The sequence below is a fragment of the Pseudomonas sp. MWU347 genome, from assembly GCF_017947305.1.
GTDB classification, from domain to species: Bacteria; Pseudomonadota; Gammaproteobacteria; order Pseudomonadales; family Pseudomonadaceae; genus Aquipseudomonas; species Aquipseudomonas putida_A.
Window position 1 is genome coordinate 154696 of the sequence record NZ_JAFGZB010000006.1, and the last position, 22262, is coordinate 176957.

General features: G+C 57.0%; 18 protein-coding genes. 12 read left to right on the top strand and 6 right to left on the bottom strand.

Annotation, left to right across the window (positions count from 1 at the left end):
• Positions 1-23: 23 nt before the first annotated feature.
• On the top strand, positions 24-617 hold the full coding sequence (gene cysC / locus KCG87_RS14905) for an adenylyl-sulfate kinase (RefSeq protein ID WP_210558234.1): 594 nt from the start codon (positions 24-26) through the stop codon (positions 615-617).
• Positions 614-1993 (top strand): FAD/NAD(P)-binding protein, encoded by a 1380-nt coding sequence (locus KCG87_RS14910; RefSeq protein ID WP_210558235.1) that lies wholly within the window; start codon positions 614-616, stop codon positions 1991-1993. Before cysC ends, KCG87_RS14910 begins: the two co-directional genes overlap by 4 nt.
• Before the next feature lie 90 nt (positions 1994-2083).
• On the opposite strand, the gene KCG87_RS14915 is transcribed toward KCG87_RS14910, so the two are convergent.
• The 3 genes from KCG87_RS14915 to KCG87_RS14925 all read right to left on the bottom strand — a co-directional run bounded on the left by KCG87_RS14915 (position 2084) and on the right by KCG87_RS14925 (position 5627).
• Positions 2084-4168 (bottom strand): hypothetical protein, encoded by a 2085-nt coding sequence (locus KCG87_RS14915; protein ID WP_210558237.1) that lies wholly within the window; start codon positions 4166-4168, stop codon positions 2084-2086.
• Positions 4169-4293: 125 nt separating this feature from the next.
• Complete coding sequence (locus KCG87_RS14920) at positions 4294-4632, bottom strand: EamA family transporter (RefSeq protein WP_210558423.1); 339 nt, start codon at positions 4630-4632, stop codon at positions 4294-4296.
• Positions 4633-4637: 5 nt separating this feature from the next.
• Entirely contained in the window at positions 4638-5627 is a 990-nt protein-coding gene (locus KCG87_RS14925; RefSeq protein WP_210558239.1) for a glycosyltransferase family 2 protein, read from the bottom strand.
• A 461-nt stretch (positions 5628-6088) separates the two neighbouring features.
• Between KCG87_RS14925 and KCG87_RS14930 the strand changes: the two genes are divergently transcribed.
• The 5 genes from KCG87_RS14930 (at position 6089) to fabF (ending at position 11946) form a co-directional block, all read left to right on the top strand.
• Positions 6089-7117, top strand: coding sequence for a glycosyltransferase family 4 protein (locus KCG87_RS14930; protein ID WP_210558241.1), 1029 nt, complete (start codon positions 6089-6091; stop codon positions 7115-7117).
• Between the two features lie 86 nt (positions 7118-7203).
• Complete coding sequence (locus tag KCG87_RS14935) at positions 7204-9198, top strand: nucleoside-diphosphate sugar epimerase/dehydratase (RefSeq protein ID WP_210558243.1); 1995 nt, start codon at positions 7204-7206, stop codon at positions 9196-9198.
• A 110-nt stretch (positions 9199-9308) separates the two neighbouring features.
• Complete coding sequence (locus KCG87_RS14940) at positions 9309-9644, top strand: helix-hairpin-helix domain-containing protein (protein WP_210558246.1); 336 nt, start codon at positions 9309-9311, stop codon at positions 9642-9644.
• A gap of 212 nt (positions 9645-9856) precedes the next feature.
• Entirely contained in the window at positions 9857-10654 is a 798-nt protein-coding gene (locus KCG87_RS14945) for an SDR family oxidoreductase (RefSeq protein ID WP_115989191.1), read from the top strand.
• Positions 10655-10671: 17 nt separating this feature from the next.
• On the top strand, positions 10672-11946 hold the full coding sequence (gene fabF / locus KCG87_RS14950) for a beta-ketoacyl-ACP synthase II (protein WP_210558248.1): 1275 nt from the start codon (positions 10672-10674) through the stop codon (positions 11944-11946).
• Here the strand turns inward: fabF and KCG87_RS14955 are convergent.
• The 3 genes from KCG87_RS14955 to eat form a co-directional block, all read right to left on the bottom strand.
• The gene (locus KCG87_RS14955) at positions 11943-12500 is read right to left on the bottom strand and encodes a TetR/AcrR family transcriptional regulator (RefSeq protein ID WP_098964925.1); all 558 of its coding nucleotides are present in this window, start codon (positions 12498-12500) and stop codon (positions 11943-11945) included. The two genes, fabF and KCG87_RS14955, sit on opposite strands and share 4 nt — an antisense overlap.
• Before the next feature lie 158 nt (positions 12501-12658).
• Positions 12659-12826, bottom strand: coding sequence for a DUF2897 family protein (locus KCG87_RS14960; protein WP_003226857.1), 168 nt, complete (start codon positions 12824-12826; stop codon positions 12659-12661).
• 220 nt (positions 12827-13046) lie between these two features.
• A complete protein-coding gene (eat, locus tag KCG87_RS14965; RefSeq protein ID WP_210558250.1) occupies positions 13047-14411 on the bottom strand; it encodes an ethanolamine permease in 1365 nt (454 codons plus the stop codon).
• A 408-nt stretch (positions 14412-14819) separates the two neighbouring features.
• Between eat and kdpF the strand changes: the two genes are divergently transcribed.
• The 5 genes from kdpF to KCG87_RS14990 all read left to right on the top strand — a co-directional run bounded on the left by kdpF (position 14820) and on the right by KCG87_RS14990 (position 22239).
• A complete protein-coding gene (gene kdpF / locus KCG87_RS14970) occupies positions 14820-14909 on the top strand; it encodes a K(+)-transporting ATPase subunit F (protein ID WP_007963673.1) in 90 nt (29 codons plus the stop codon).
• Positions 14910-14917: 8 nt separating this feature from the next.
• Positions 14918-16612 carry a potassium-transporting ATPase subunit KdpA gene (kdpA, locus tag KCG87_RS14975; RefSeq protein ID WP_027612451.1) on the top strand — a complete coding sequence of 565 codons (1695 nt, stop codon included), beginning with the start codon at positions 14918-14920 and terminating at the stop codon, positions 16610-16612.
• A gap of 10 nt (positions 16613-16622) precedes the next feature.
• Positions 16623-18686, top strand: coding sequence for a potassium-transporting ATPase subunit KdpB (kdpB, locus tag KCG87_RS14980; protein WP_134787030.1), 2064 nt, complete (start codon positions 16623-16625; stop codon positions 18684-18686).
• Positions 18687-18914: 228 nt separating this feature from the next.
• Positions 18915-19460, top strand: coding sequence for a potassium-transporting ATPase subunit KdpC (gene kdpC / locus KCG87_RS14985; RefSeq protein WP_210558251.1), 546 nt, complete (start codon positions 18915-18917; stop codon positions 19458-19460).
• Positions 19461-19587: 127 nt separating this feature from the next.
• Positions 19588-22239: a sensor histidine kinase KdpD gene (locus KCG87_RS14990; protein ID WP_135296298.1), complete on the top strand. Its 2652-nt coding sequence runs from the start codon at positions 19588-19590 to the stop codon at positions 22237-22239.
• The last annotated feature ends 23 nt before the right edge of the window (positions 22240-22262 follow it).

Genomic DNA, 22262 nt, shown 5'->3' on the forward strand with positions numbered 1-22262 from the left:
CTGATTTTAATAAGGTTAATCGAATGAGTAAGGATTTGGTTTTTCACGCCACGTCGATCAGCGCCTCGGCCAGAGCCCAGGTGAAAGGGCAAAAACCGGCAGTGATCTGGCTCACGGGGTTGAGCGGGGCGGGCAAGTCAACGATCGCCAATGCCTTGGAGCAAGCCTTGGTGGCCAAGGCACGGCATACCTTTCTGCTGGATGGCGACAACTTGCGAATGGGCTTGTGCAAGGATCTTGGTTTTACCGATGCTGATAGAGTTGAAAACATTCGCCGTGTTGCGGAAGTTTCGAAGTTGCTCATCGACGCCGGATTGATCGTGATTACAGCGTTTATCTCTCCGTTTCACCGTGATCGTGCGATGGCGCGCGAGGTAATCGGAAATGATGCATTTGTCGAAGTATTTATCGACACTTCCCTGGAGGAGTGCGAGCGCCGTGATCCGAAAGGACTGTACGGCAAGGCCAGGGCCGGACAGATAAAGAACTTTACTGGAATCGATTCTGCCTACGAGGCTCCAACGGATCCGCATATCAGGATCAATACTGTTACCGAGGAATTGTCCGAATCCATTGCGCGAGTGCTGGAGTACCTGGATAAAAGGTTCGGTCAATGAAAACGCTCGTTATCATTGGGGCGGGTTTCAGCGGTGCGGTGACGGCGGCGCAATTTCTGCACCATAGCCCTCCTGATACTCGAGTCGTACTGATCAATCGTTCGGGCGCAATGGCCAGAGGATTGGCATATGGAACCAACAGCTCACTGCATCTGTTGAATGTGCCTGCCGGTAACATGAGTGCCTATGTTGATGATCCAGAACATTTTCTACGTTTTTGCCAAGCTCGGGATTCTGATTGTGTGGCTTCATCCTTCGTGCCTCGCAAGATCTATGGAGATTATCTTGCGAATGTTTTGGATGAGGCCGAAAAGCAGTCCCGCAGAAATGTGAGGCTTGAACGGGTGATTTCCGAGGTGGAGAGTCTGCGCGAGGACGGCGTAGGCGCAGTAGTTGAATTGAGCAATGGTCTGCAGATTAATGCCGACAAGGTCGTACTTGCCTTCGGCAATTTCTCGCCACTGGATCCCCCAGGATTCGATTCATTATTAAGTACACATCGCTATCAGTCAGATCCTTGGTCGGGTTCAATGAGGCCGCTGGATGATGAAGAAAGTCCGGTTTTGTTAGTAGGGGCTGGACTTACAGCGCTTGATGTAACATTAAGCTTTTTGCAGCAAGGCCACCGTGGACCCATTTATATGGTGTCCAGACGAGGACTCCGCCCTTTGCCTCATCGTCAGCAGCGCTCATCGAGTGAAACCCCGTCGACTGTTGCTGAAGAGCTACTGGGGGTTCCACCTACCGCACGTGGATACCTGCGCGTAATGAGGAATGAAGTCAATCTTGCCAAATTGCGAGATCTTGATTGGCGAGACGTACTTGCTGCCATGCGTCTTATAACACCCGAATTGTGGAGGCGTCTGCCAAGTATTGAGCGTCAACGTTTTTTACGGCATGTGCAGCCTTACTGGGACATCCATCGTCATCGGGTTGCGCCCGCGGCTTATCAACGTTTCAACGATGCTGTGCTGGCGGGGCAGATTCATTTGATTGCTGGGCGCATACGCCGTGTGAATGAACACGTGCAAGGTCTGATGATTGATATTGAATTGCGCGAAAGAAGCCAATTCAAGCAGGTTCTCGTGACGCGAGCTGTCAATTGTACGGGGCCCAATACTAACTTGCTTCGTGTTAATGATCGCCTGATTAAACAGTTGAGAAGTGATCGGTTGCTTACACCTGATGCATTAAACTTGGGTATAAATGTGAGTGAGTCACTCGCGGTGAAAGCCGCAAATGGTAAATCTTCAACATGGTTGCATTACATTGGACCGATGCTGAAGTCGGAACTCTGGGAGGTAACCGCAGTGCCGGAACTAAGGCAGCACGCAAAGGCACTCGCGATTCGCTTGGCTGAAAGTATGGGTATATAAAGTATTTTCCAGAGCGTACGTGTCAGTTTGTGAAGTGTATAGTAAAAAAGGCCGGGCTCTGATCGTAGCGATCAGAGCCCGGCCTTTTTATTAAGGTGTGGTTGAGATCGAAAGTGTCTTAAGGCAGCGATCCGCGCTTTCTAAACTCTCTGATTGTATTTCAACCTTGCCAGCCAAGCCTCTTAAGGCCACTTCTTCAAGGGGCTCTCCTCCAACGGGAAGAGGATATCGCGTCAACCATGAATCTTTGACCGTACAAGGGATTGCAAGAGAAAGTCGTGAGTTCAAAGTGGTCGGCTTGGAAAGCCTTGCATTCCATATGAACTCATAGACATTGTTTTCATGTTTGACCATTTTTGTTTCGATATGACCAATCAAGGAGTCACCGGTTACTTCACGATTGACTACGTCATGAGCAAATGCCTTTCCCCCGACAGTTGCCGGGAAAATGATAGTTGCTCCAGAGTCGTTCATGGCTGCAACATTGTCGAAGGAAATGCCCCTGAATTGGTTAAATAGCCTATCCGACTCATCGTTGGATATTCCAAAGAGATTCGAATAAATACGTCGGTCGACGTTGACCAAGTGAATGGCGTTATAGACGGCCAGCCCCTCACCTCGGAGCAAGTGTCCAAAGTTACCAACCACTGAGATGCCATTCCCCTTTGATTCAACGACCAGTGCCCTGACATCGCGGGTCAACTGTGAATCAACCGGGGTCAGTATGTCCTTGGCTCTCATAATTGGGTTGAACGATGCATATACAACGCACTGAATCGCAGCCATTCCAATCAGAATAATTGATAGGAAGCAATCTTTGGCGTCGGATTTGTTCTTGATGGCAAGGCCTATAAGTAACCCTGTCAGCGAAAGTGCGGCGGGGGTCAACCAAAACCATTCTACAAGATAGAATTCATGCGCGATGTCGGCTCTTTGACCTAGCACAAAAGATATCGCTGAAAATATCAAGCAGGCCAATGTTGTTGCCGAAACTCTTATTTGCTGCCAGTGATGAGAAAGCATTATAGTGCAGTACAGGATAAGCAAGATGGAGAAGCCGAGTAGCATCCTGCGGCCAGGTACTAAGTACAGAAGCGAAACTTTTGAGAGCCAAACCGGAAATCCGATTATCATGTAGACGCTCATGAAAGCTAGCATCAATACGGTAACGATGGTCAGGTTGATGGAGAACTTGTCCCAAGTTATAAAAGGCAGTAGTCCCAACAATAATAACGGAAGGATGGTGCCCACCAAGCTAAATTCATGGACCGAATCCACCCCTGGTGGAAACTCGCCGACAGGCATGGCAGGAAAAATGGAAGAAAGAAGCAGGTGTAGAGTGACGCCACCGCCCGTGCTGATCCTGACACCTGGATAGCTGGTAGAGGATACAGCCCTGACAAAGTCCCATCTCATGAACAGGAATACCGTGAGCGCTGCGACGACACAAATCATAGTGAAAACTATGGTTCTACGTGTGAGTAGATCTGGTCTGGCGGTAAACAGCAATGGTACGATGGCAAAAGCCATAGATACGTAAAAAGGCGGATATATTTGCCCGAAAACCGCGTGTCCTACCGACCAGAAGAAGAGTGGATATTTGAAGCGATTACGTAGCTTGCTGCTCAGGACTGCAAAAGGAAGTATTCCAGCACCCAGTGCAGGGAAGTTGCTCGTCCACCACACTTGATAGAAGTGACTGAAAAGAATCATTCCAGCCACAGATATCGCCAGTACAGGCTTTACACCCAGGTTTTTGAGTAACCAAAAAATGGAAAAAATCAATATTAAATTGTAATAGGCTCCTTGTAATGCAAGTGCATTTGCGCCAGGCAGAATCCAGTAACTGATCTGGTTGGGCAAAAATAATAATGAAATATCAAATTTTGGTATGGCGATGAACCAATCCAGATTCTCAAAGTATGGGGCAACTGAAGATGTGGATGGAAATCCTTCCAGGTAGGCCTGCTTGAGCATTGGAATATAGGTTGACCACTCGTCGCCACGGCCTTCTTTGGGGAATCCAATAACGCTTTGGGTCGAATAATCGCCTAGTATTCGCAGCGCGGATAAAAAGTGACTTTGATAAAAGCCAAAATATATCCATGTCATGGCAAGGGCTGATAGTGCAGTAAACAGAACCAATTGCCATCTGTTACGTTCAAGGTATGACATTCTGAAGTCCGTGTATTTGTAATGTGCGTATCGCGTAAACCATTCCGTCAGGTCTAACAAGTGTGACTGTCAGTCAGTGTGTTTAGCGTTGGCTTCGCCTGAAATGCTGAGCGGTTTTTATGGGGTCAGCTTTTTATTGTCAGCAAGATGCCAATTATTATGATGGCGACGCCGGCAATATAGTAAATATTGAATCGCTCGCCAAAGAAAAAGTGACTACCGATAGGTACTAAAACAAAGGCCAGCGCCATTAGCGGATAGGCTCGCCCCAATTCGATCTTTTGCAACACCCAAACCCAGGCCAGGGTGGTGATGCCATAAAGGGCCAAGGCAAAGAACAATATTATGAGACTGCGCTTGTCAAAAATATTCCCGGCTTGGTGCATGGTGGTGGCGCTGAGTTTGAAGAGGATTTGGCCTGTGGCGATGCCCAGAACACAAATAATCGCAACGAAATAAGCCATCATCTCTACTTTTTCTCCGAGTGCTTTTTGAATGAAGCGATTCGCTTGTGAAGAGCATTTTTTGGAAGGGCTGAAATATCGAAAGCTGTAAAAGCAAGAATGAGTTGTACCCCCAGTATAATCGGCAGTGAGGATAGCATCACAGTTCCCGATGGTGCCGCTTCGCCAGAAGACAGCGCTTCAACCCAATGGTATCCACCGTAAGCAGTGCCAAAAAGGAAGAGTATGAGACCCAACGGAAGTTCGATTGAGGCAATCGACATGTCCCGTAGATAGTAGTTGTAAAAAATACGCTTGAAGAAGTTACGGGTATGTTTCGCAAGGAACTCGCCAACGACTTGGGAAATCTTGAGGTTGCTGACTTCGTCGCCATATTTCGCATCCATCGGGATGTCCATGACCACCGCACGTAGAGTGTTAAGGCGAAACAGTATGTCTGTCTCAAAAAAATAACGGCGGCTGATTTTTTTAAACGGCAAATGTTTTGCGACATCGCTATGGATAGCGGTAAATCCATTGGTAGGATCGAACAAGTCCCAGTAGCCTGATGACACCTTTGTCATGAAAGACAATACAGAGTTGCCGAACAAGCGCATTTTCGGCATGGCTCGGATTTCTTCAAGATCGAAAAAACGATTGCCTTTGGTATAGTCTGCTTCGCCGGCCAAAATAGGGGCGGTGAAGTTGGGGATCAAATGAGGTTCCATCTGATCATCCCCGTCAACTTTTACAATGATATCCATGCCGTCGTCGATTGCGGCCTGGTACCCGGTCATTACTGCGCCGCCCACACCCTGGTTTTCGATGTGTCGTAATACTTTGACGCGTTCGTCCTTGCAGTTTTGCTCTACGAAATCGCCCGATTGTTCCGGGCAGCAATCATCAATAACGTAGATTTTTTCAACTTCAGGTCCGATTTTATTGATGACGTTGAGAACATGACTGCGTACCCGAAAACTAGGTATTACTACAGCAATTTTTTTTTCAGTGCTCATCCGATGATCGCCCAGTCTTGTTGGAAAGCAAAAAACTGAATTTAGTTAATAGCTTCCGTTCATGATAAATTGATTTAACTCCGCGCTTCTATCTGCCAGATTTTCCACTGTATATTGGAAAACCCTGCGTGGTGGCGCTTGGTCTAGTCTGTTTGGGGCGCATTTTACAGACTAACCATGGGAATTGCCTTATGCACGCGAAAAAAAATCAAGCATAATCAGCTATTGCAAGAGGCATGGGCTCCGAGGGCTCGTGGGAGGCGGCCGTTGCTCACGTGGTGAAGGGGGGGCGCGCGACCGGATTCCGCAGCGGCGAGATCCACGTAAAGTCCATCGAAGTCAAAAAGTACGACATGAGTAAATAGCACCGCTGAAGTGGCTATAGGCCGGCAAAATGCGCGCGGCTTATTCACATGCACGGGTTTTTACCGGGTTAGCTGACAAAATGGAGTGACGTATCAATGGTTTTTTGGTGGATCTTGCCTCTGGTTTTCGGTCTTTCTTTCGGGTTGACTGCGGTGCTGCGTCGATACGCGCTGACGCGCAACATGATCGATATCCCGAACGACCGTAGCTCACATACGGTCCCCACTCCCAGAGGGGGCGGTGTATCTATCGTTGTCACCTTTTTGATTTCACTTGTCTGTCTTTGGTCTGGCGGATGGATCGCTACTTCTTTTTTTCTCGGCGCTGTTGGCTGCGGTCTGCTCGCGGCTGTCATCGGATTTATGGATGACCACGGTCACATCGCGGCTCGCTGGCGTCTGCTTGGACATTTCATCGCCGCGATCTGGGGGGTTGTATGGATAGGCGGACTTGCGCCATTGAATTTGCTTGGCTCATTGGTTGATTTGAGCTGGATCGGCAGTGCTCTTGCCGTGCTTTATCTGGTGTGGATATTAAATCTGTACAACTTCATGGACGGCATTGATGGCATAGCCAGTGTTGAGGCTGTTTGCGTATGCGCTGGCGTAAGCATCCTTTACTGGATAAGCGGTCATGGGACGCTGATCTGGGGCCCGGTTTTGCTGCTGATGGCGGTCCTGGGTTTCCTGTTTTGGAATTTTCCTCCTGCAAAGATATTCATGGGCGACTCAGGGAGTGGGTTTTTGGGCGTTATTCTCGGGGTTTTGTCGCTTCAAGCTGCTTGGGTCAATCCAGACTTGCTGTGGGTTTGGCTGATTTTGCTGGGTGTTTTCATCGTTGATGCAACCTTCACCCTGTTGCGACGTCTTTTGCAGGGGGCCAAGGTGTACCAGGCTCATAGAAGTCATGCCTATCAGTATGCTTCTCGGCGTTACGGAAGCCATTTACCGGTAACGTTGGGGGTGGTCGCCATCAATATCTTTTGGCTGTTTCCCATCGCATTTTGCGTCATCGCGTTCGGAATGGACGGCATGCTGGGGCTGATCGTGGCGTATACACCGCTTCTGGCACTTGCTCTAACATTCCACGCAGGGAAACCGGAGGAGGCAACCGTTAAGCATTGAATCAAGGAAAATGTCTGTCGGCTCCGGATTATTTCGTACAATGAGTTGGGACTACGCGGTCAAACTGTTCTGATCGGTTGAGGTTTATGGATAAAATTCGCGCCTTTTTGTTAGGTTTGCCACGCCGGCAAAAGCGATTGATACAGGTTGCCACGGACGTTTTTCTAGTCTGGGTCTCGCTCTGGCTTGCGTTTATCGTCAGGCTTGGTATCGACGATATGTACAATCCACTGAAAGTGCATTTTTGGCTGTTCATCAGTGCTCCCATCGTTGCCATTCCGCTCTTCATACGTTTCGGAATGTATCGAGCGGTCATGCGTTATTTTGGTAATGACGCATTGATTGCAATCGGAAAGGCTGTAAGTCTGTCCTCGTTGATTCTCGCCTTGGTGGTTTACTGGTATAGCAATCATGAAAGTGTTGTGCCGCGCTCCATCATTTTCAACTATTGGTGGTTGAGCCTGGTTATCATCGGTGGCTTGCGCCTGTGCATGCGCCAATATTTTATGGGCGATTGGTTCACCGCCGCCCAGCACGTCCCCTTCACGAGCAGGGACGACAGTCTAACCAAAGTCGCCATCTACGGTGCCGGTGTCGCCGGGAATCAGTTGGTTGCTGCATTACGTATGGGGCGTGTTATGCGCCCGGTCGCTTTTATCGATGACGATGCCAGTATTGCCGATCGCGCGATATCCGGTCTTCAGGTATATAAACCCAAGCACATTCAAGAAATGATCGATGTCACTGGTGCTCAGGAAATTCTGTTGGCACTACCATCGTCAACCAGGGCTCGTCGCCGGGAAATTCTCAATCTGCTCGAAGGTTTTCCGCTGCATGTTCGCAGTGTTCCCAACTTTACTGATCTGGCCAGCGGACGGGTCCGGGTGGAAGACATCCAGGAGGTCGATATTGCCGACTTGCTGGGGCGTGACTCGGTTCCGGCTCAACCTGACCTGCTGGCCCGGTGTATCAAGGGCCGGGTAGTGATGGTGACTGGCGCTGGCGGGTCCATCGGCTCGGAGTTGTGCCGGCAGATTTTTGCCCTGGGTCCGACCACGCTGATTCTGTTCGAACACAGCGAGTTCAATCTCTACAGCATTCTTTCGGAGCTCGAGCAGCGCGGTAACAGGGAATCGGTATCAGTACGGTTGTTGCCGATACTCGGCTCAATCCGCGCTCAGGACAAACTCCTCGATGTGATGAAAACCTGGAAAGTCGATACGGTTTACCACGCAGCGGCGTACAAGCACGTGCCGATGGTCGAGCACAACATTGCCGAGGGCGTGCTGAACAATGTCATCGGCACGCTCAATACTGCTCAGGCTGCCCTGCAGTCCGGTGTTGCGAACTTTGTTCTGATCTCCACCGACAAAGCAGTACGGCCCACGAACGTCATGGGCAGCACCAAGCGGTTGGCCGAGTTGACGTTGCAGGCCTTGAGCCGTGAGATAGCGCCGGTATTGTTTGGTGACAAATCAAACGTTTCCCGAGTCAACAAAACCCGCTTCACCATGGTGCGTTTCGGCAATGTGCTGGGTTCGTCGGGTTCGGTAATCCCGCTGTTTCACAGCCAGATCAAATCAGGCGGCCCACTGACTGTCACCCATCCCAAGATCACTCGCTACTTCATGACGATCCCGGAAGCCGCGCAACTGGTGATTCAAGCCGGATCCATGGGGCAGGGCGGTGATGTCTTCGTGCTGGACATGGGGGAACCGGTCAAAATTGTCGAGCTGGCGGAAAAAATGATCCACCTGTCTGGCTTGAGCGTTCGCTCCGAGCGCAACCCGCAGGGCGATATTTCCATCGAGTTCACTGGCTTGCGGCCGGGTGAAAAGCTCTACGAGGAGCTGTTGATCGGCGACAACGTAGCAGCAACACCCCATCCGATGATCATGACCGCCAACGAGGATCACCTCCCTTGGGATGTACTCAAGGCTCGCCTGCACGAATTGCTCGTCGCGGTCGAAAAGGATGATTACTCGCGAGTGCGTCAGTTGCTGCGAGAAACTGTCAACGGCTACACCCCCGACGGCGAAATCGTCGACTGGATCTACCAGCAGCGCCGCCTGGAACCCTGATTGTTTCACATCCTGTAATAGACGCATTTTTGACACCCGCCAACCATCGCCTAAGTTTGGAGAGCAGCTTCGGAAAAGCTGCTTTCTCAATCGATGATGGAGCGTCATTTATGCGTAACGGTTTTTTCTACTCTGTGGTTTTTGCTTTGCTCACCAGCGCTTCAATCGCTGTAGTGGCGGCACCTGCCGTTGTCCAGAACGCGGATCAGGCAACAATGGTGAGCGATACCGTTGCGACGTCTACCAGTGAAAAGGTCGATCTCAACGGCGCCGACGCAGCAACTCTGCAAAAACAGCTGTCCGGAGTCGGCGAGGCGAAAGCCAAAGCGATTGTTGCGTATCGTGATGCTAATGGGCCATTCGCCTCGGTGGATGAACTGCTCGAAGTGAAGGGCATCGGCAAGGCGATCCTCGATCGCAACCGCGACAAGCTGGAAGTGAACTAAGCTGATTATTCAACGCCAAGGGGCCGGTCATTGACCGGCCTTTCTGCTTTCTGGTGGTAGAGATGCGGCAGAGAGAGGGGCGGCGCGTTTGTCGGTGAGCTGAAAATTATGGGTATCATATTGTCTTTGGATTATGCCTATAATAATTTCCGTCACCTCCAGGCCAGCGAGCGTTGGAGGCCTATCTCCCAATATGTTTCAGGAGCGCTCTCATGAGTTCAGTCCAGTCTCAAGGTACCGCTGTCGTCACTGGCGCATCGTCCGGTATCGGTGCCATCTACGCGCAGCGGCTGGCAGCGCGTGGTTTTGATTTGCTGTTGGTGGCACGTGATCAACAGCGTCTGGAAAGCGCAGCGAACCAGTTGCGCGAAGCGTACGGTGTAAAGGTCGAAGTGCTCAAAGCCGACCTGACGCAAAAGAACGATGTCCTCAAACTCCAGCAACGCCTGCGCAGTGATTCGAGCATCAGCCTGTTGGTGAATAACGCAGGGGTCGCAGCCGATGGTTTGCTGGCCAATTCCGACGCCGAGCAACTGGAGCGTCTGATCCAATTGAACGTCACCGCCGTGACGTTGCTGGCCTCGGCAGCCGCCGCCAGTTTCGCCAAGGCTGGACGCGGCACGATCATCAATATCGCCTCGGTGGTGGCGCTGTTTCCGGAACGCTTCAATGCAACCTACAGTGCGAGTAAAGCCTACGTGTTGAGCCTGACTCAATCGCTCAACGCCGAGCTCGAAGGCACTGGCGTGAAGGTGCAAGCGGTGCTGCCCGGCGTTACCCGCACTGAAATCTGGGAGCGTTCCGGCATCGATGCCAGCGGCATTCCGGCGGAGATGGTGATGGAGGCCGGCGAGATGGTCGATGCGGCGCTCGCCGGTCTGGATCAGGGCGAGTTGATTACCATCCCGTCGCTGCCTGACGAGGGTGAATGGCAGGCCTTTGTGCGTGCACGACATGTCATGGCACCGAATCTGTCGCGCAGCTCCGCGGCTGAACGCTACAAAAATTGATCAGAGGTAACTGCGGTATGAGTCAGCGTCGAATTGTTGTCACCGGAATGGGCCTGGTTTCGCCTTTGGGGAGTGATCTCGAGATTGTCTGGCAGCGTTTGCTCGCCGGGCGCTCGGGCTTGCGCAATTTGCCGGAGGCGGTGAGCGCAGATCTGCCGACCCGGGTCGCCGGGATGGTGCCAACGGCGGCGGAGGACGTCGAGGCCGGTTTCGATCCGGACCTTGCCACGCCGCCCAAAGAACAGAAGAAGATGGATCGCTTCATCCTGTTCGCCATGGAAGCGGCGCGCCAAGCGTTGGCGCAAGCGGGATGGCAGCCGTCCGAGGCCAAGGAACAGGAGCGCACCGCGACGATCATCGGCTCCGGTGTTGGCGGGTTCGGTGCAATAGCCGACGCCGTACGCACCACCGACAGTCGTGGCCCGCGTCGTCTGTCGCCGTTCACCATCCCATCGTTTCTGGTCAATCTGGCGGCCGGACACGTATCGATCCAGCATGCTTTGAAAGGCCCGCTCGGCGCACCAGTGACCGCTTGTGCGGCCGGCGTCCAGGCAATCGGCGATGCTGCGCGGATGATTCGTGCCGGTGAAGCGGATATCGCGGTTTGCGGCGGCGCGGAAGCCTGCATCGATCGGGTCAGCCTGGCCGGTTTTGCCGCGGCGCGAGCGTTGTCCAGCGGTTACAACGACACCCCCGAACGTGCCTCACGACCCTTTGATAGCGGTCGCGATGGTTTCGTGATGGGCGAGGGCGCCGGTCTGCTGGTGATCGAATCGCTGGAGCATGCGCTGGCCCGCGGTGCGCAGCCTTTGGCTGAGCTGGTCGGTTACGGCACCACTGCCGACGCCTATCACCTCACCGCCGGGCCGGAGGACGGCAGCGGTGCACGACGCGCGATGCAGTTGGCGCTGGCTCAGGCGGGTGTTGCGCCAGATCAGGTGCAGCATCTCAATGCGCATGCGACCTCGACGCCGGTGGGCGATCTTGGTGAGTTGGCAGCGATCAAGGCGCTGTTCGGTACGGAGAATAAAATCGCCGTGACTTCGACCAAATCCGCCACCGGGCATTTGCTCGGCGCTGCCGGCGGGTTGGAAGCGATCTTCACCTTGTTGGCCATCCGCGATCAGGTCGTCCCGCCGACGCTCAACTTCGACAATCCCGATCCTGCGAGTGCGGGTGTAGATATCGTTCACGGTCAGGCGCGGTCGATGCCAATCGAGTATGCCCTGTCCAACGGTTTCGGTTTTGGCGGAGTGAATGCCAGTGTGCTGTTCAAGCGCTGGCAGGCTTAGTCCTGCGATTGCTTGAGGTGATCGCGCGTGACGTCGAGGATGCGTTGGGCAAGCTCGACGTCAGCGACACTGCGTGACAGCAAGAGCGCGCCGACCAGCGTCGACATGATGACAATGGCCCGGTCGGCGTTGTTGTCGCCCTCGAGGGTGCCTTCGATTTGACTCAGTCGGGCATTGAGTACCGCATCACTGGTCGGGCTCGGCTGGCCGCGCAGACCCAGCTCTGAGGAAATGGTCAGCAGCGGACAGCCTTCGTGCGGGGAGGTCTGATGCCATTCGGACAGGTAGGTGTCAATAAACGCCTGCAGCGGCTGTTCCTTGGCAAAGATCTCGGCGCACAAACCATCGACTTGATTGCTTGCCTCCTGCAAGGCTTTCTCGACCAGTTCGTCCTTGGATTTGAAGTGTGAGTAAAAGCCGCCGTGGGTCAGCCCCAGTGCTTTCATCAGGGGTTGCAGACCGGTAGCACCAATGCCGTCTTTGCGAAATCGCGCCGAGGCTTCCTTGATGATCCGCTGATGGGTTTGAGCTTTATGATCTTGCGAGTAACGCATGTGGAACTCTCCGCAACAAGACCACCATCTTAACCAAGGTAAATGACATGGTGACTGTACTTCTACTTCTTAAAAGCGCGCCGCTGAGTCCAACACGATCCTTGGAGTTAATACTCCCACAAAAAACAAACCCCGCCGATTCAGGCGGGGTTCTTCGTTCAGCGATCCTGCGCGTCTTTGATGTCCGCTTCGGCGTTGCGCTGCGCAACGCGTTTGCGTTCTTCATCGGTCAGTTCAACCTTGTTGGCGGTGTCGCGCAGCATCATCAATCCGCCAACGATCGAGCCGATTGCAACGACCAGAATCAACCAGGCATACCAGGGCATAACGGCTCTCCTTAATGGCAGCTCGGCGGGCGAGGGTTTCACCAGCGACGCTGCATACCACTTTGAGCGAAGTGAGTTCGCAGTGGTTCCATTCTAGGCCCGATATCCAAGCCGCACCTTAATTCCCTGTAGGAGCTGCCGAAGGCTGCGATCTTTTGACTTTGCTTTTTCAAAAACAAGATCAAAAGATCGCAGCCTTCGGCAGCTCCTACATGATGCGTTATCGCCCCGTCAGCATCACATCGGCCGGAGCATCAGCGCGCAGTTGCCCGGTCAGCAGGAAGTAGCCGAAGCCGACCGCCATGAAGCCAAGGAAAATCAGCCCGATCAGCGCGTTGAACCAGGCCATGGCGATCAGACACACCACCGCCAGCACCAGTGCGATCAGCGGAATCAGCGGATAACAAGGCGCACGGAAAGTCCGCTCGAGATTGGGTTCGGTTTTGCGCAGCTTGAACAGGCTGAGCATGCTCATGATGTACATCACGATCGCGCCGAACACGGCCATGGTGATCATCGCCGCAGTGAGGGTCATGCCGCCGAGGTTGATCAGGCCATCGCTGTAGATCGCGGCGATGCCGATGATGCCGCCGGCGATGATCGCCCGGTGCGGGGTCTGGAAACGCGAGAGTTTCGCCAGCGAGGCGGGCAGGTAACCGGCGCGGGCGAGGGCGAAGAACTGCCGCGAGTAGCCGAGGATGATCCCGTGGAAGCTCGCCACCAGCCCGAACAGGCCGATCCACACCAGCATGTGCAACCAGCCGGAATTGTCGCCGACCACGGTCTTCATCGCCTGCGGCAGCGGGTCGTTGATGTTCGCCAGGGTGCGCCAGTCACCGACGCCGCCCGCGAAGAACATCACGCCCATCGCCAGCAACACCAGGGTCAGGATCCCGCTGATGTAGGCCTTGGGGATCGTGCGCTTCGGATCCTTGGCTTCTTCGGCAGCCATCGCCGCGCCTTCGATGGCGAGGAAAAACCAGATCGCAAATGGAATCGCGGCGAACATCCCGGCAATCGCTGGCGGCCCGAACACATCGGAGCCGGCCCAGCCGTTCAACGCAAAACTGCTGAAGCTGAACGCTGGCGCGACCACGCCCATGAACACCAGCAATTCGATCACCGCCAGCACGCAGACGATCAGTTCGAACGTCGCCGCCAGTTTCACCCCGAGGATGTTCAAGGTCATGAACACGATATAGGCGCCGACTGCCGCATGTTTCGGGTCAAGCGCCGGAAATTGCACGTTCAGATAGGCGCCGATCGCCAGCGCAATCGCCGGAGGTGCGAAGACGAATTCGATCAGCGTGGCCAGCCCGGCGATCAGCCCGCCTTTCTCACCGAACGCACGACGGCTGTAAGCGAACGGCCCGCCGGCATGGGGAATCGCCGTGGTCAGTTCAGTGAAGCTGAAGATGAAACAGGTGTACATCGTGGCGACCATGAACGAGGTCACTAGAAAACCCAGCGTGCCAGCCACGCCCCAGCCGTAGCTCCAGCCGAAGTACTCGCCGGAAATCACCAGCCCGACGGCGATGCCCCACAGGTGCAAGGTGCCCAGCGTGGGTTTGAGTTGTGTGTTCATGCGCATGCTCCCGGAACGGTTTGGAAAGCTCGGGGGAGGGCGTGTGCAGCGGGCGTGCCATTGCTGGGAGTCAGGTCGTAATGCGCTGAAAGCTGTCGTATCGGGGATGTTCGCGGCTGGATGAGTGTTTTTTGTGCGCCAGTTGGGTGCGATGTTGTCGGTTATGCCGTCTTCGCGAGCAAGCCCGCTCCCACATTGGATCTGTGGCGTTCCCAAATCCCCTGTGGGAGCGAGCTTGCTCGCGAAGAGGCCCGCCAACACGACGCAAAACCCACCTGTAACGAACGCATAAACCCACTCTTTACGCTTTCTTTATGCGCCGCCGCACCCCTCGGTCTCGTTCCTTTACAGCCTCCTTTCCGACAATGCCTCCACACGCGGCAATACGCCGTAAAACGGAGATCTTCCATGAGCGTTCTGGACGGGGTGTCCCTGCTGTTGGCAGCCGGGCTGTTCATTTATCTGTTGGTTGCGCTGTTGCGCGCGGATCGGAACTAGGAGCGGCTATGCACAGTTATGACTATTGGCTGATCCTCGCGTTTTTTGCGGTGGTCTTGCTGCCGGCGCCGTTCCTCGGGCGCTTTTACTACAAGGTGATGGAAGGTCAGCGCACCTGGCTGACGCCGATTCTCGGCCCGGTCGAGCGCGGTTGCTATCGAATTGCCGGGGTTGATCCGCAGGCTGAGCAGAGCTGGCAGAAGTACACGCTGGCCTTGCTGGCGTTCAACCTCGCCGGTTTTCTGCTGCTGTTCGCGATCCTGTTGTTTCAGGATCACCTGCCGCTGAACCCGCAAAACCTGCCGGGCCAGGAATGGACTCAGGCGTTCAACACCGCGGTCAGTTTTATGACCAATACCAACTGGCAGTCCTACAGCGGTGAAGCGACCCTCAGCTACCTGAGCCAGATGGTCGGTCTCACCGTGCAGAACTTCGTCAGTGCCGCCACCGGTCTCGCCGTGCTGGTTGCGTTGTGCCGTGGCATCGGTCGCAAGTCAACCAAGACTCTGGGCAACTTCTGGGTCGACATGACCCGCGCCACCCTCTACGGCCTGCTGCCGCTGTGCCTGCTGCTGGCGCTGTACCTCGTCTGGCAGGGCGTGCCGCAGACCTTCGCGCAATATGTGAACGCGGTGACGATGCAGGGCGTTGATCAAGTGATCCCGCTCGGCCCGGCCGCCAGTCAGATTGCGATCAAGCAACTGGGTACCAACGGCGGTGGCTTCTTCGGTGTCAACTCGGCGCATCCGTTCGAGAACCCGACCGCGTGGAGCAACCTGTTCGAACTCGCGTCGATCATTCTGATTCCGGTAGCGCTGGTGTTCACCTTCGGTCATTACGTGAAAGACCAGCGTCAGAGCCGCGCGATCATCGCCTGCATGCTCGCACTGTTCCTGATCGGCGGCGCGACTTCGCTGTGGGCCGAATATCAGCCCAACCCGGCGCTGAACAATGTCGCGGTCGAACAGACCGCGCCACTGGAAGGCAAGGAAGCACGCTTCGGTACCACCGCCACTGTGCTGTGGTCGGTGACCACCACCGCAGCATCGAATGGTTCGGTCAACGGCATGCACGACAGCCTCAACCCGCTCAGCGGCATGGTCGCGCTGGTGAACATGATGGTCGGCGAAGTGATCTTCGGCGGCGTCGGTGCCGGGCTCTACGGCATGTTGCTCAACGTGCTGATTGCGGTGTTCCTCGCCGGCCTGATGATTGGCCGCACCCCGGAATACCTGGGCAAGAAATTGCAGGCGCGGGAAGTGCAATTGCTGGTGGTGACCTTGCTGGTGATGCCGGTGGGTGTGCTGGTACTCGGCGCCATCGCGGCGGCTCTGCCTGGCCCGGCGGCGACCATCAGCAATCCCGGCCCGCACGGTTTCAGCCAGTTGCTCTATGCCTACACCTCGGCCAGCGCGAACAACGGTTCGGCTTTCGGTGGCCTGAGTGCCAACACCCCGTTCCACAACCTGATGCTCGGTCTGGGCATGTTGATCGGTCGCTTCGGCTACATCCTGCCGGTACTGGCCCTGGCCGGCAGCCTGGCGATGAAGAAAACCGCACCGATCGGCCAGAACAGCTTCCCGACCCACGGCCCGCTGTTCGTGACCCTGTTGACCGTGACCATTTTGCTGGTGGGCGGCCTGACCTTCCTGCCGACTCTGGCGCTCGGTCCGATTGCTGAACACTTGAGCATGGGCTTCTAAGGAATCGATCATGAATATGCATGTTCCTGCAAAACCTGCGGTGCCGACCCAGTCGGCAGAAGCACCGAAAACCGCGATCTCGGCCCTGTGGCGTCCGGCGCTGGTACAAGCCTTCGTCAAGCTTGACCCGCGCCAACTGGTGCGTTCGCCAGTGATGCTGGTGGTCGAACTGACGGCGATTTTCACCACCGTGCTGTGTTTCATCCCGGACAACGTCGTGCCGACGTTCGTCGCCGCGCAGATTGCCCTGTGGCTGTGGTTCACCGTGCTGTTCGCCAACTTCGCCGAAGCCTTGGCCGAAGGTCGCGGCAAGGCTCGCGCCGACAGCCTCAAGGCTGGCAGCGAAGGCCTCAGCGCGCGGCGCAAACTGGCCAACGGCAGCTTTCAGGTGGTGCCTGCCGCCAGTCTGCGCAAGGGTGATGTGGTGCGCGTCGAAGCGGGGGAGATGATCCCCGGTGACGGCGAAGTCATCGAAGGGATCGCGGCGGTCAACGAAGCGGCGATCACCGGTGAATCGGCGCCAGTAATTCGCGAGTCCGGCGGCGATCGCTCAGCGGTCACCGGCAACACGCGCCTGGTGTCCGACTGGTTGTTGGTGAAGATCACCGCCAACCCCGGTGAATCGACCCTAGACCGCATGATCGCACTGGTTGAAGGCGCCAAACGCCAGAAGACCCCGAACGAAGTCGCGCTGGATATCCTGCTGATCGGCCTGACGCTGATCTTCCTGCTGGTGGTGGTGACCCTGCAGCCGTTCGCCCACTTCGCCAACGGCAGCCTGCCGCTGGTGTTCCTGGTGGCGCTGCTGGTCACGCTGATTCCGACCACCATCGGTGGTTTGCTGTCGGCCATCGGTATTGCCGGGATGGATCGTCTGGTGCGGCTGAACGTGATCGCCAAATCCGGGCGCGCCGTGGAAGCGGCCGGTGACGTGCATGTGTTGCTGCTGGACAAGACCGGCACCATCACCTTCGGTAACCGCCGTTGCAGCGCGGTGTATGCCGCGCCAGGCGTGAATGGTCGCGAACTGGCCGAAGGCGCGTTGTTTGCCTCGCTGGCGGACGAAACCGCCGAAGGCAAATCCATCGTCGAGTACCTGCGCGGTCTGCACCCACAAACCGAGCCGGCGCTGGATACTTTGACTGCCGTGCCGTTCAGTGCGGAAACCCGCTTGTCCGGTGTCGACTATCAGGGCCGCGTGTACCGCAAGGGCGCAGTCGATTCGCTGCTGGCCTTCCTCGGTCAACAACGCTCCGATCTGGCCCCGGCGCTGTCGCGGGAAATCGACAAGATCGCGCAGAGCGGCGGTACGCCGTTGCTGGTCTGCGCCGACGGCAAACTGCTCGGTGCGATCCATCTCAAGGACGTGGTCAAGCCAGGCATTCGCGAGCGTTTTGCCGAGCTGCGCAAACTGGGGATTCGCACGGTGATGGTCACCGGCGACAACCCGTTGACCGCTGCGGCCATCGCGGCTGAAGCGGGCGTCGATGACGTGCTCGCCGAGGCCACCCCGGAGAAAAAACTCGCACGTATCCGTCTCGAACAGAACGACGGTCGTCTGGTCGCCATGTGCGGCGACGGTGCCAACGATGCCCCGGCGCTGGCCCAGGCTGACGTCGGCATGGCGATGAACGACGGTACGCAAGCCGCACGCGAAGCAGCCAACATGGTCGACCTCGACAGCGACCCGACCAAGCTGCTGGACGTGGTGCAGATCGGCAAGGAATTGCTGGTGACCCGTGGTGCGCTGACGACGTTTTCCATCGCCAACGACGTGGCCAAATACTTCGCGATTCTGCCGGCGCTGTTCGCCGCGATCTATCCGCAACTGGGTGTGCTGAACATCATGCACTTGACCAGTCCGCAGAGCGCGATCCTCTCGGCGATCGTCTTCAACGCCCTGATCATCGTCGTGCTGATTCCACTGGCATTGCGTGGCGTACGCGTACAAGCAGCGAGTGCCGCGGCACTGCTGCGGCGCAACCTGCTGATCTACGGACTGGGCGGGATTCTGGTGCCGTTCGTGGGGATCAAGGCGATCGACATGCTGCTCACGGCTTTGCATTTGGTTTGAGGTTGGAAGAGCCCCTCACCCTAACCCTCTCCCGGAGGGAGAGGGGACTGATCGAGGTGTTTGTAAGAGGCGTACCGACCTGGGATAGCGAGCCGAACTCAGGTCTGGAAAAGCGCAGAGATCGGCTCCCTTTCTCCTCGCCCCCTTGGGGAAGAGGGCTGGGGTGAGGGGGAAAAGATCTCCCTGGTACCCCGCAAAAGTTTGCCCAACGAATTCGAGGATTTTGCAATGTCCACAATGATACGTCCGGCCCTGAGCCTGCTGGTGCTGATGACCCTGATCACCGGCGTGGCCTATCCACTGGTGGTGACCGGCGTTGCGCAGGTCGCTTTCCCTGAACAGGCCAACGGCAGCCTGGTGCACGATGCCGACGGCAAGGTGCGCGGCTCGTCGTTGATCGCCCAGGATTTCGTCGGTGATGCGTGGTTTCATCCGCGTCCTTCGGCGGGCGCCTTCGCGACCGTTTCCAGCAGCGCCAGCAACCTGGCGCCGAGCAATCCGGCGCTGGCCACGCGGGTGATCGACGACGCCAACAAGTTGCAGGTGCCCGGCCAGGGGCCGGTGCCATTGGCGTTGCTGACCACCTCCGGCAGCGGCCTCGATCCGCACTTGCCACCGGCGGCAATTGCCTATCAACTGGCGCGTGTCGCGCAAGCGCGCAAACTGCCGGTGGCGACCTTGCAGCAACTGCTCGATGCGCACATCGAACAGCCGCTGGTGGGGCCGCCGGTGGTGAATGTGCTGGAGCTGAACATGGCGCTGGAAAAACTCTGAACCGGCGGCGCGGCCATTCGCGAGCAAGCCCGCTCCCACAAGAGCAACACTGAACCTGTGGGAGCGAGCTTGCTCGCGAAGAGGCCACAACTGGCAACACATAAACATCTGACTGAAGAGATCAAGCATGAGCGACTCCGGCCGCGCCGACGCGCTGTTAGCAGACCTGCCCCGCGACGGCCGTGGCCGGCTGAAGATTTTCCTCGGCGCCGCCCCCGGGGTCGGCAAGACCTACGCCATGCTCCAGGCCGCGCACACGCAATTGCGCCAGGGCGTGAAAATCATCGCCGGTGTCGTCGAAACCCATGGCCGTGCAGAAACCGAAGCGCTGCTCGGCGGTTTGCCGCAGCAGCCGCTGGTGCGCTCGGAATACCGTGGCGTGATGCTCGAAGAAATGGACCTCGACGGCCTGCTCGCGGCCAAACCCAAGCTGGTGCTGGTGGACGAACTGGCCCACACCAACGCCCCCGGCAGTCGTCACGCCAAGCGCTGGCAGGATATTCAGGAACTGCTTGCCGCCGGCATTGACGTCTACACCACGGTCAACGTCCAGCACCTGGAAAGTCTCAACGATCAGGTGCGCGGCATCACCGGCGTGCAGGTGCGCGAAACCCTGCCGGACTGGGTGCTGCAGGAAGCCTACGAACTGCTGCTGATCGACCTGCCACCGCGCGAGCTGCTGGAGCGTCTGCGCGAAGGCAAGGTCTACGTGCCGGAGCAGGCGCGGGCGGCGATCGATGCGTTTTTCACCCAGACCAACCTCACCGCGCTGCGTGAACTGGCAATGCAAACGGCGGCCGCGCAGGTCGATAACGATCTCGCTCAAGGCTATCGCCAACTCGGCCAGGCAGCTCCGGCGGTGCGCGGGCGTTTGCTGGTCGGCGTCGATGGCGATGCGCATGCCGAACGCCTGGTGCGTCACGCCAGCCGCGTGGCCCAGCGCCGGCATTTGCCGTGGAGTCTGGTGCATGTCGACAACGGCACAGTGCGCGACGAGCAATCGCGCCTGCGCCTGCAAAATGCCCAGCAACTGGCCGAACGCCTCGGCGGCGAAGTGGTGTTGTTACGCGCCGGTGAAGTGGCGAAAACCCTGATTCAGCATGCTGCCGAACGCCGGGCGAGTCTGCTGCTGGTCGGCCAGTCGCGGCCGAGTCTGCGCCGTCGCCTGTTCGGTGGCGGGCTCGCCGCGCGTTTGCTGCGCCAGGCCCACGGCCTGGAAATCAACGTCCTCGACAACGACCATGAGCACCCGCAACAGCGCCTGCGAACGACGCCGACGCTGGTCTGGTTCGACTATCTGTTGGCGCTGGTTGCCACGCTGTTGGCCAGTGCCCTGGCCTGGGCGGTATCGAGTATTTTGCCGCTGCCGAACATCTCGCTGGTGTTCCTCGCGGCGGTGTTGCTGGTGGCGGTGCGCAGCAGTCTGGGCCCGGCGCTGGCCTGCGCGGCTTTGTCGTTTCTGACTTACGATTTTCTGTTTATTCCGCCGAATTTTTCCTTCGCCATCCAGCGCGAAGAAGATGTTCTGACCTTGCTGTTCTTCCTGCTGATGGCGGCGCTCACCGGCAATCTCGCGGCGCGTCAGCGGCGGCAGTTGCAGGCGTTGCGCGATACGCAGGAAGAGACCACGGAGCTGCTCGATCTGTCGCGCAAACTGACTGCGGCAACGGATCGTCAGGCGGTAGTCAGCGCTGCGGCGCAGCACCTCAACGGCTGGAGCGATCTGCAATTGTGCCTGCTCAACCGCGACGGGCAGGGCGGCTGGAAAGTCGAGACCGGCGGGCCTCTGGAATTCAGCGAATCGGAGCGCGCCGCCGCCGACTGGGCCTGGCAACACGATCAACCGGCCGGCATGGGCACCGGCACGCTGCCTTTCGGTCGCTGGTGGTGGTGGCCGCTGTCGGTGGAGGACGGGCCGCTGGCGCTGCTCGGGGTCTGCGCCAAAGAGGGCCAGACCTTGAGCGGCCAGCGTCGACGCCTGCTCACCGCGTTGAGTCAGCCACTGGCGCAGGCGCTGGCGCGGGCGCAACTGGCGGACGATCTGGAAGCCGCGCGCCTGCACGGTGAAACCGAGCAGTTGCGCAGTGCGCTGCTGGCCTCGGTATCGCATGATCTGCGCACACCGCTGACCGCCATGCGCGGCAGCATCGACAGCCTGCTGGCCCTCGGCGAAGCCATTCCGCTGGAGGATCGCCGCGAGTTGCTCGAAGGCACCCGCGACGAAGCCGAACGCCTCGATCGCTACATTCAGAACCTGCTGGACATGACCCGCCTCGGCCATGGTGCATTGAAGCTCGCGCGCGACTGGGTAGCGCCGGCGGACATCGTCGGCAGTTCGCTCAATCGCCTGCGTGCGGTGCTCGCGCCGTTGCAGGTCAGCACCGATGTGCCGTCCGAGTTGCCGCTGCTGTTCGTGCATGCGGCGCTGATCGAGCAGGCGCTGGTCAATGTGCTGGAAAACGCTGCACGCTTCTCGCCGCCACACGGGCGTTTGCAATTGAGTGCTGGTGCCAATAACGAAGAGATCTTCTTCACGGTCAGCGACGAAGGCCCGGGGATTCCCGAGGACGAGCGAGCGAAAATTTTCGACATGTTCTACACCGCCGCGCGCGGCGATCGCGGCGGGCAGGGCACCGGTCTGGGGCTGGCGATCTGTCAGGGCATGGTCGGCGCGCATGGCGGCCGGATCAGCGTCGCCGACGGCATCGACGGGCGCGGCACCAGCATCACCCTGCACCTGCCGTTGCAGACGCAACCGGGGATGGACAATGAAGCCTGATCGCGACTGCGCTACTCTCTTGC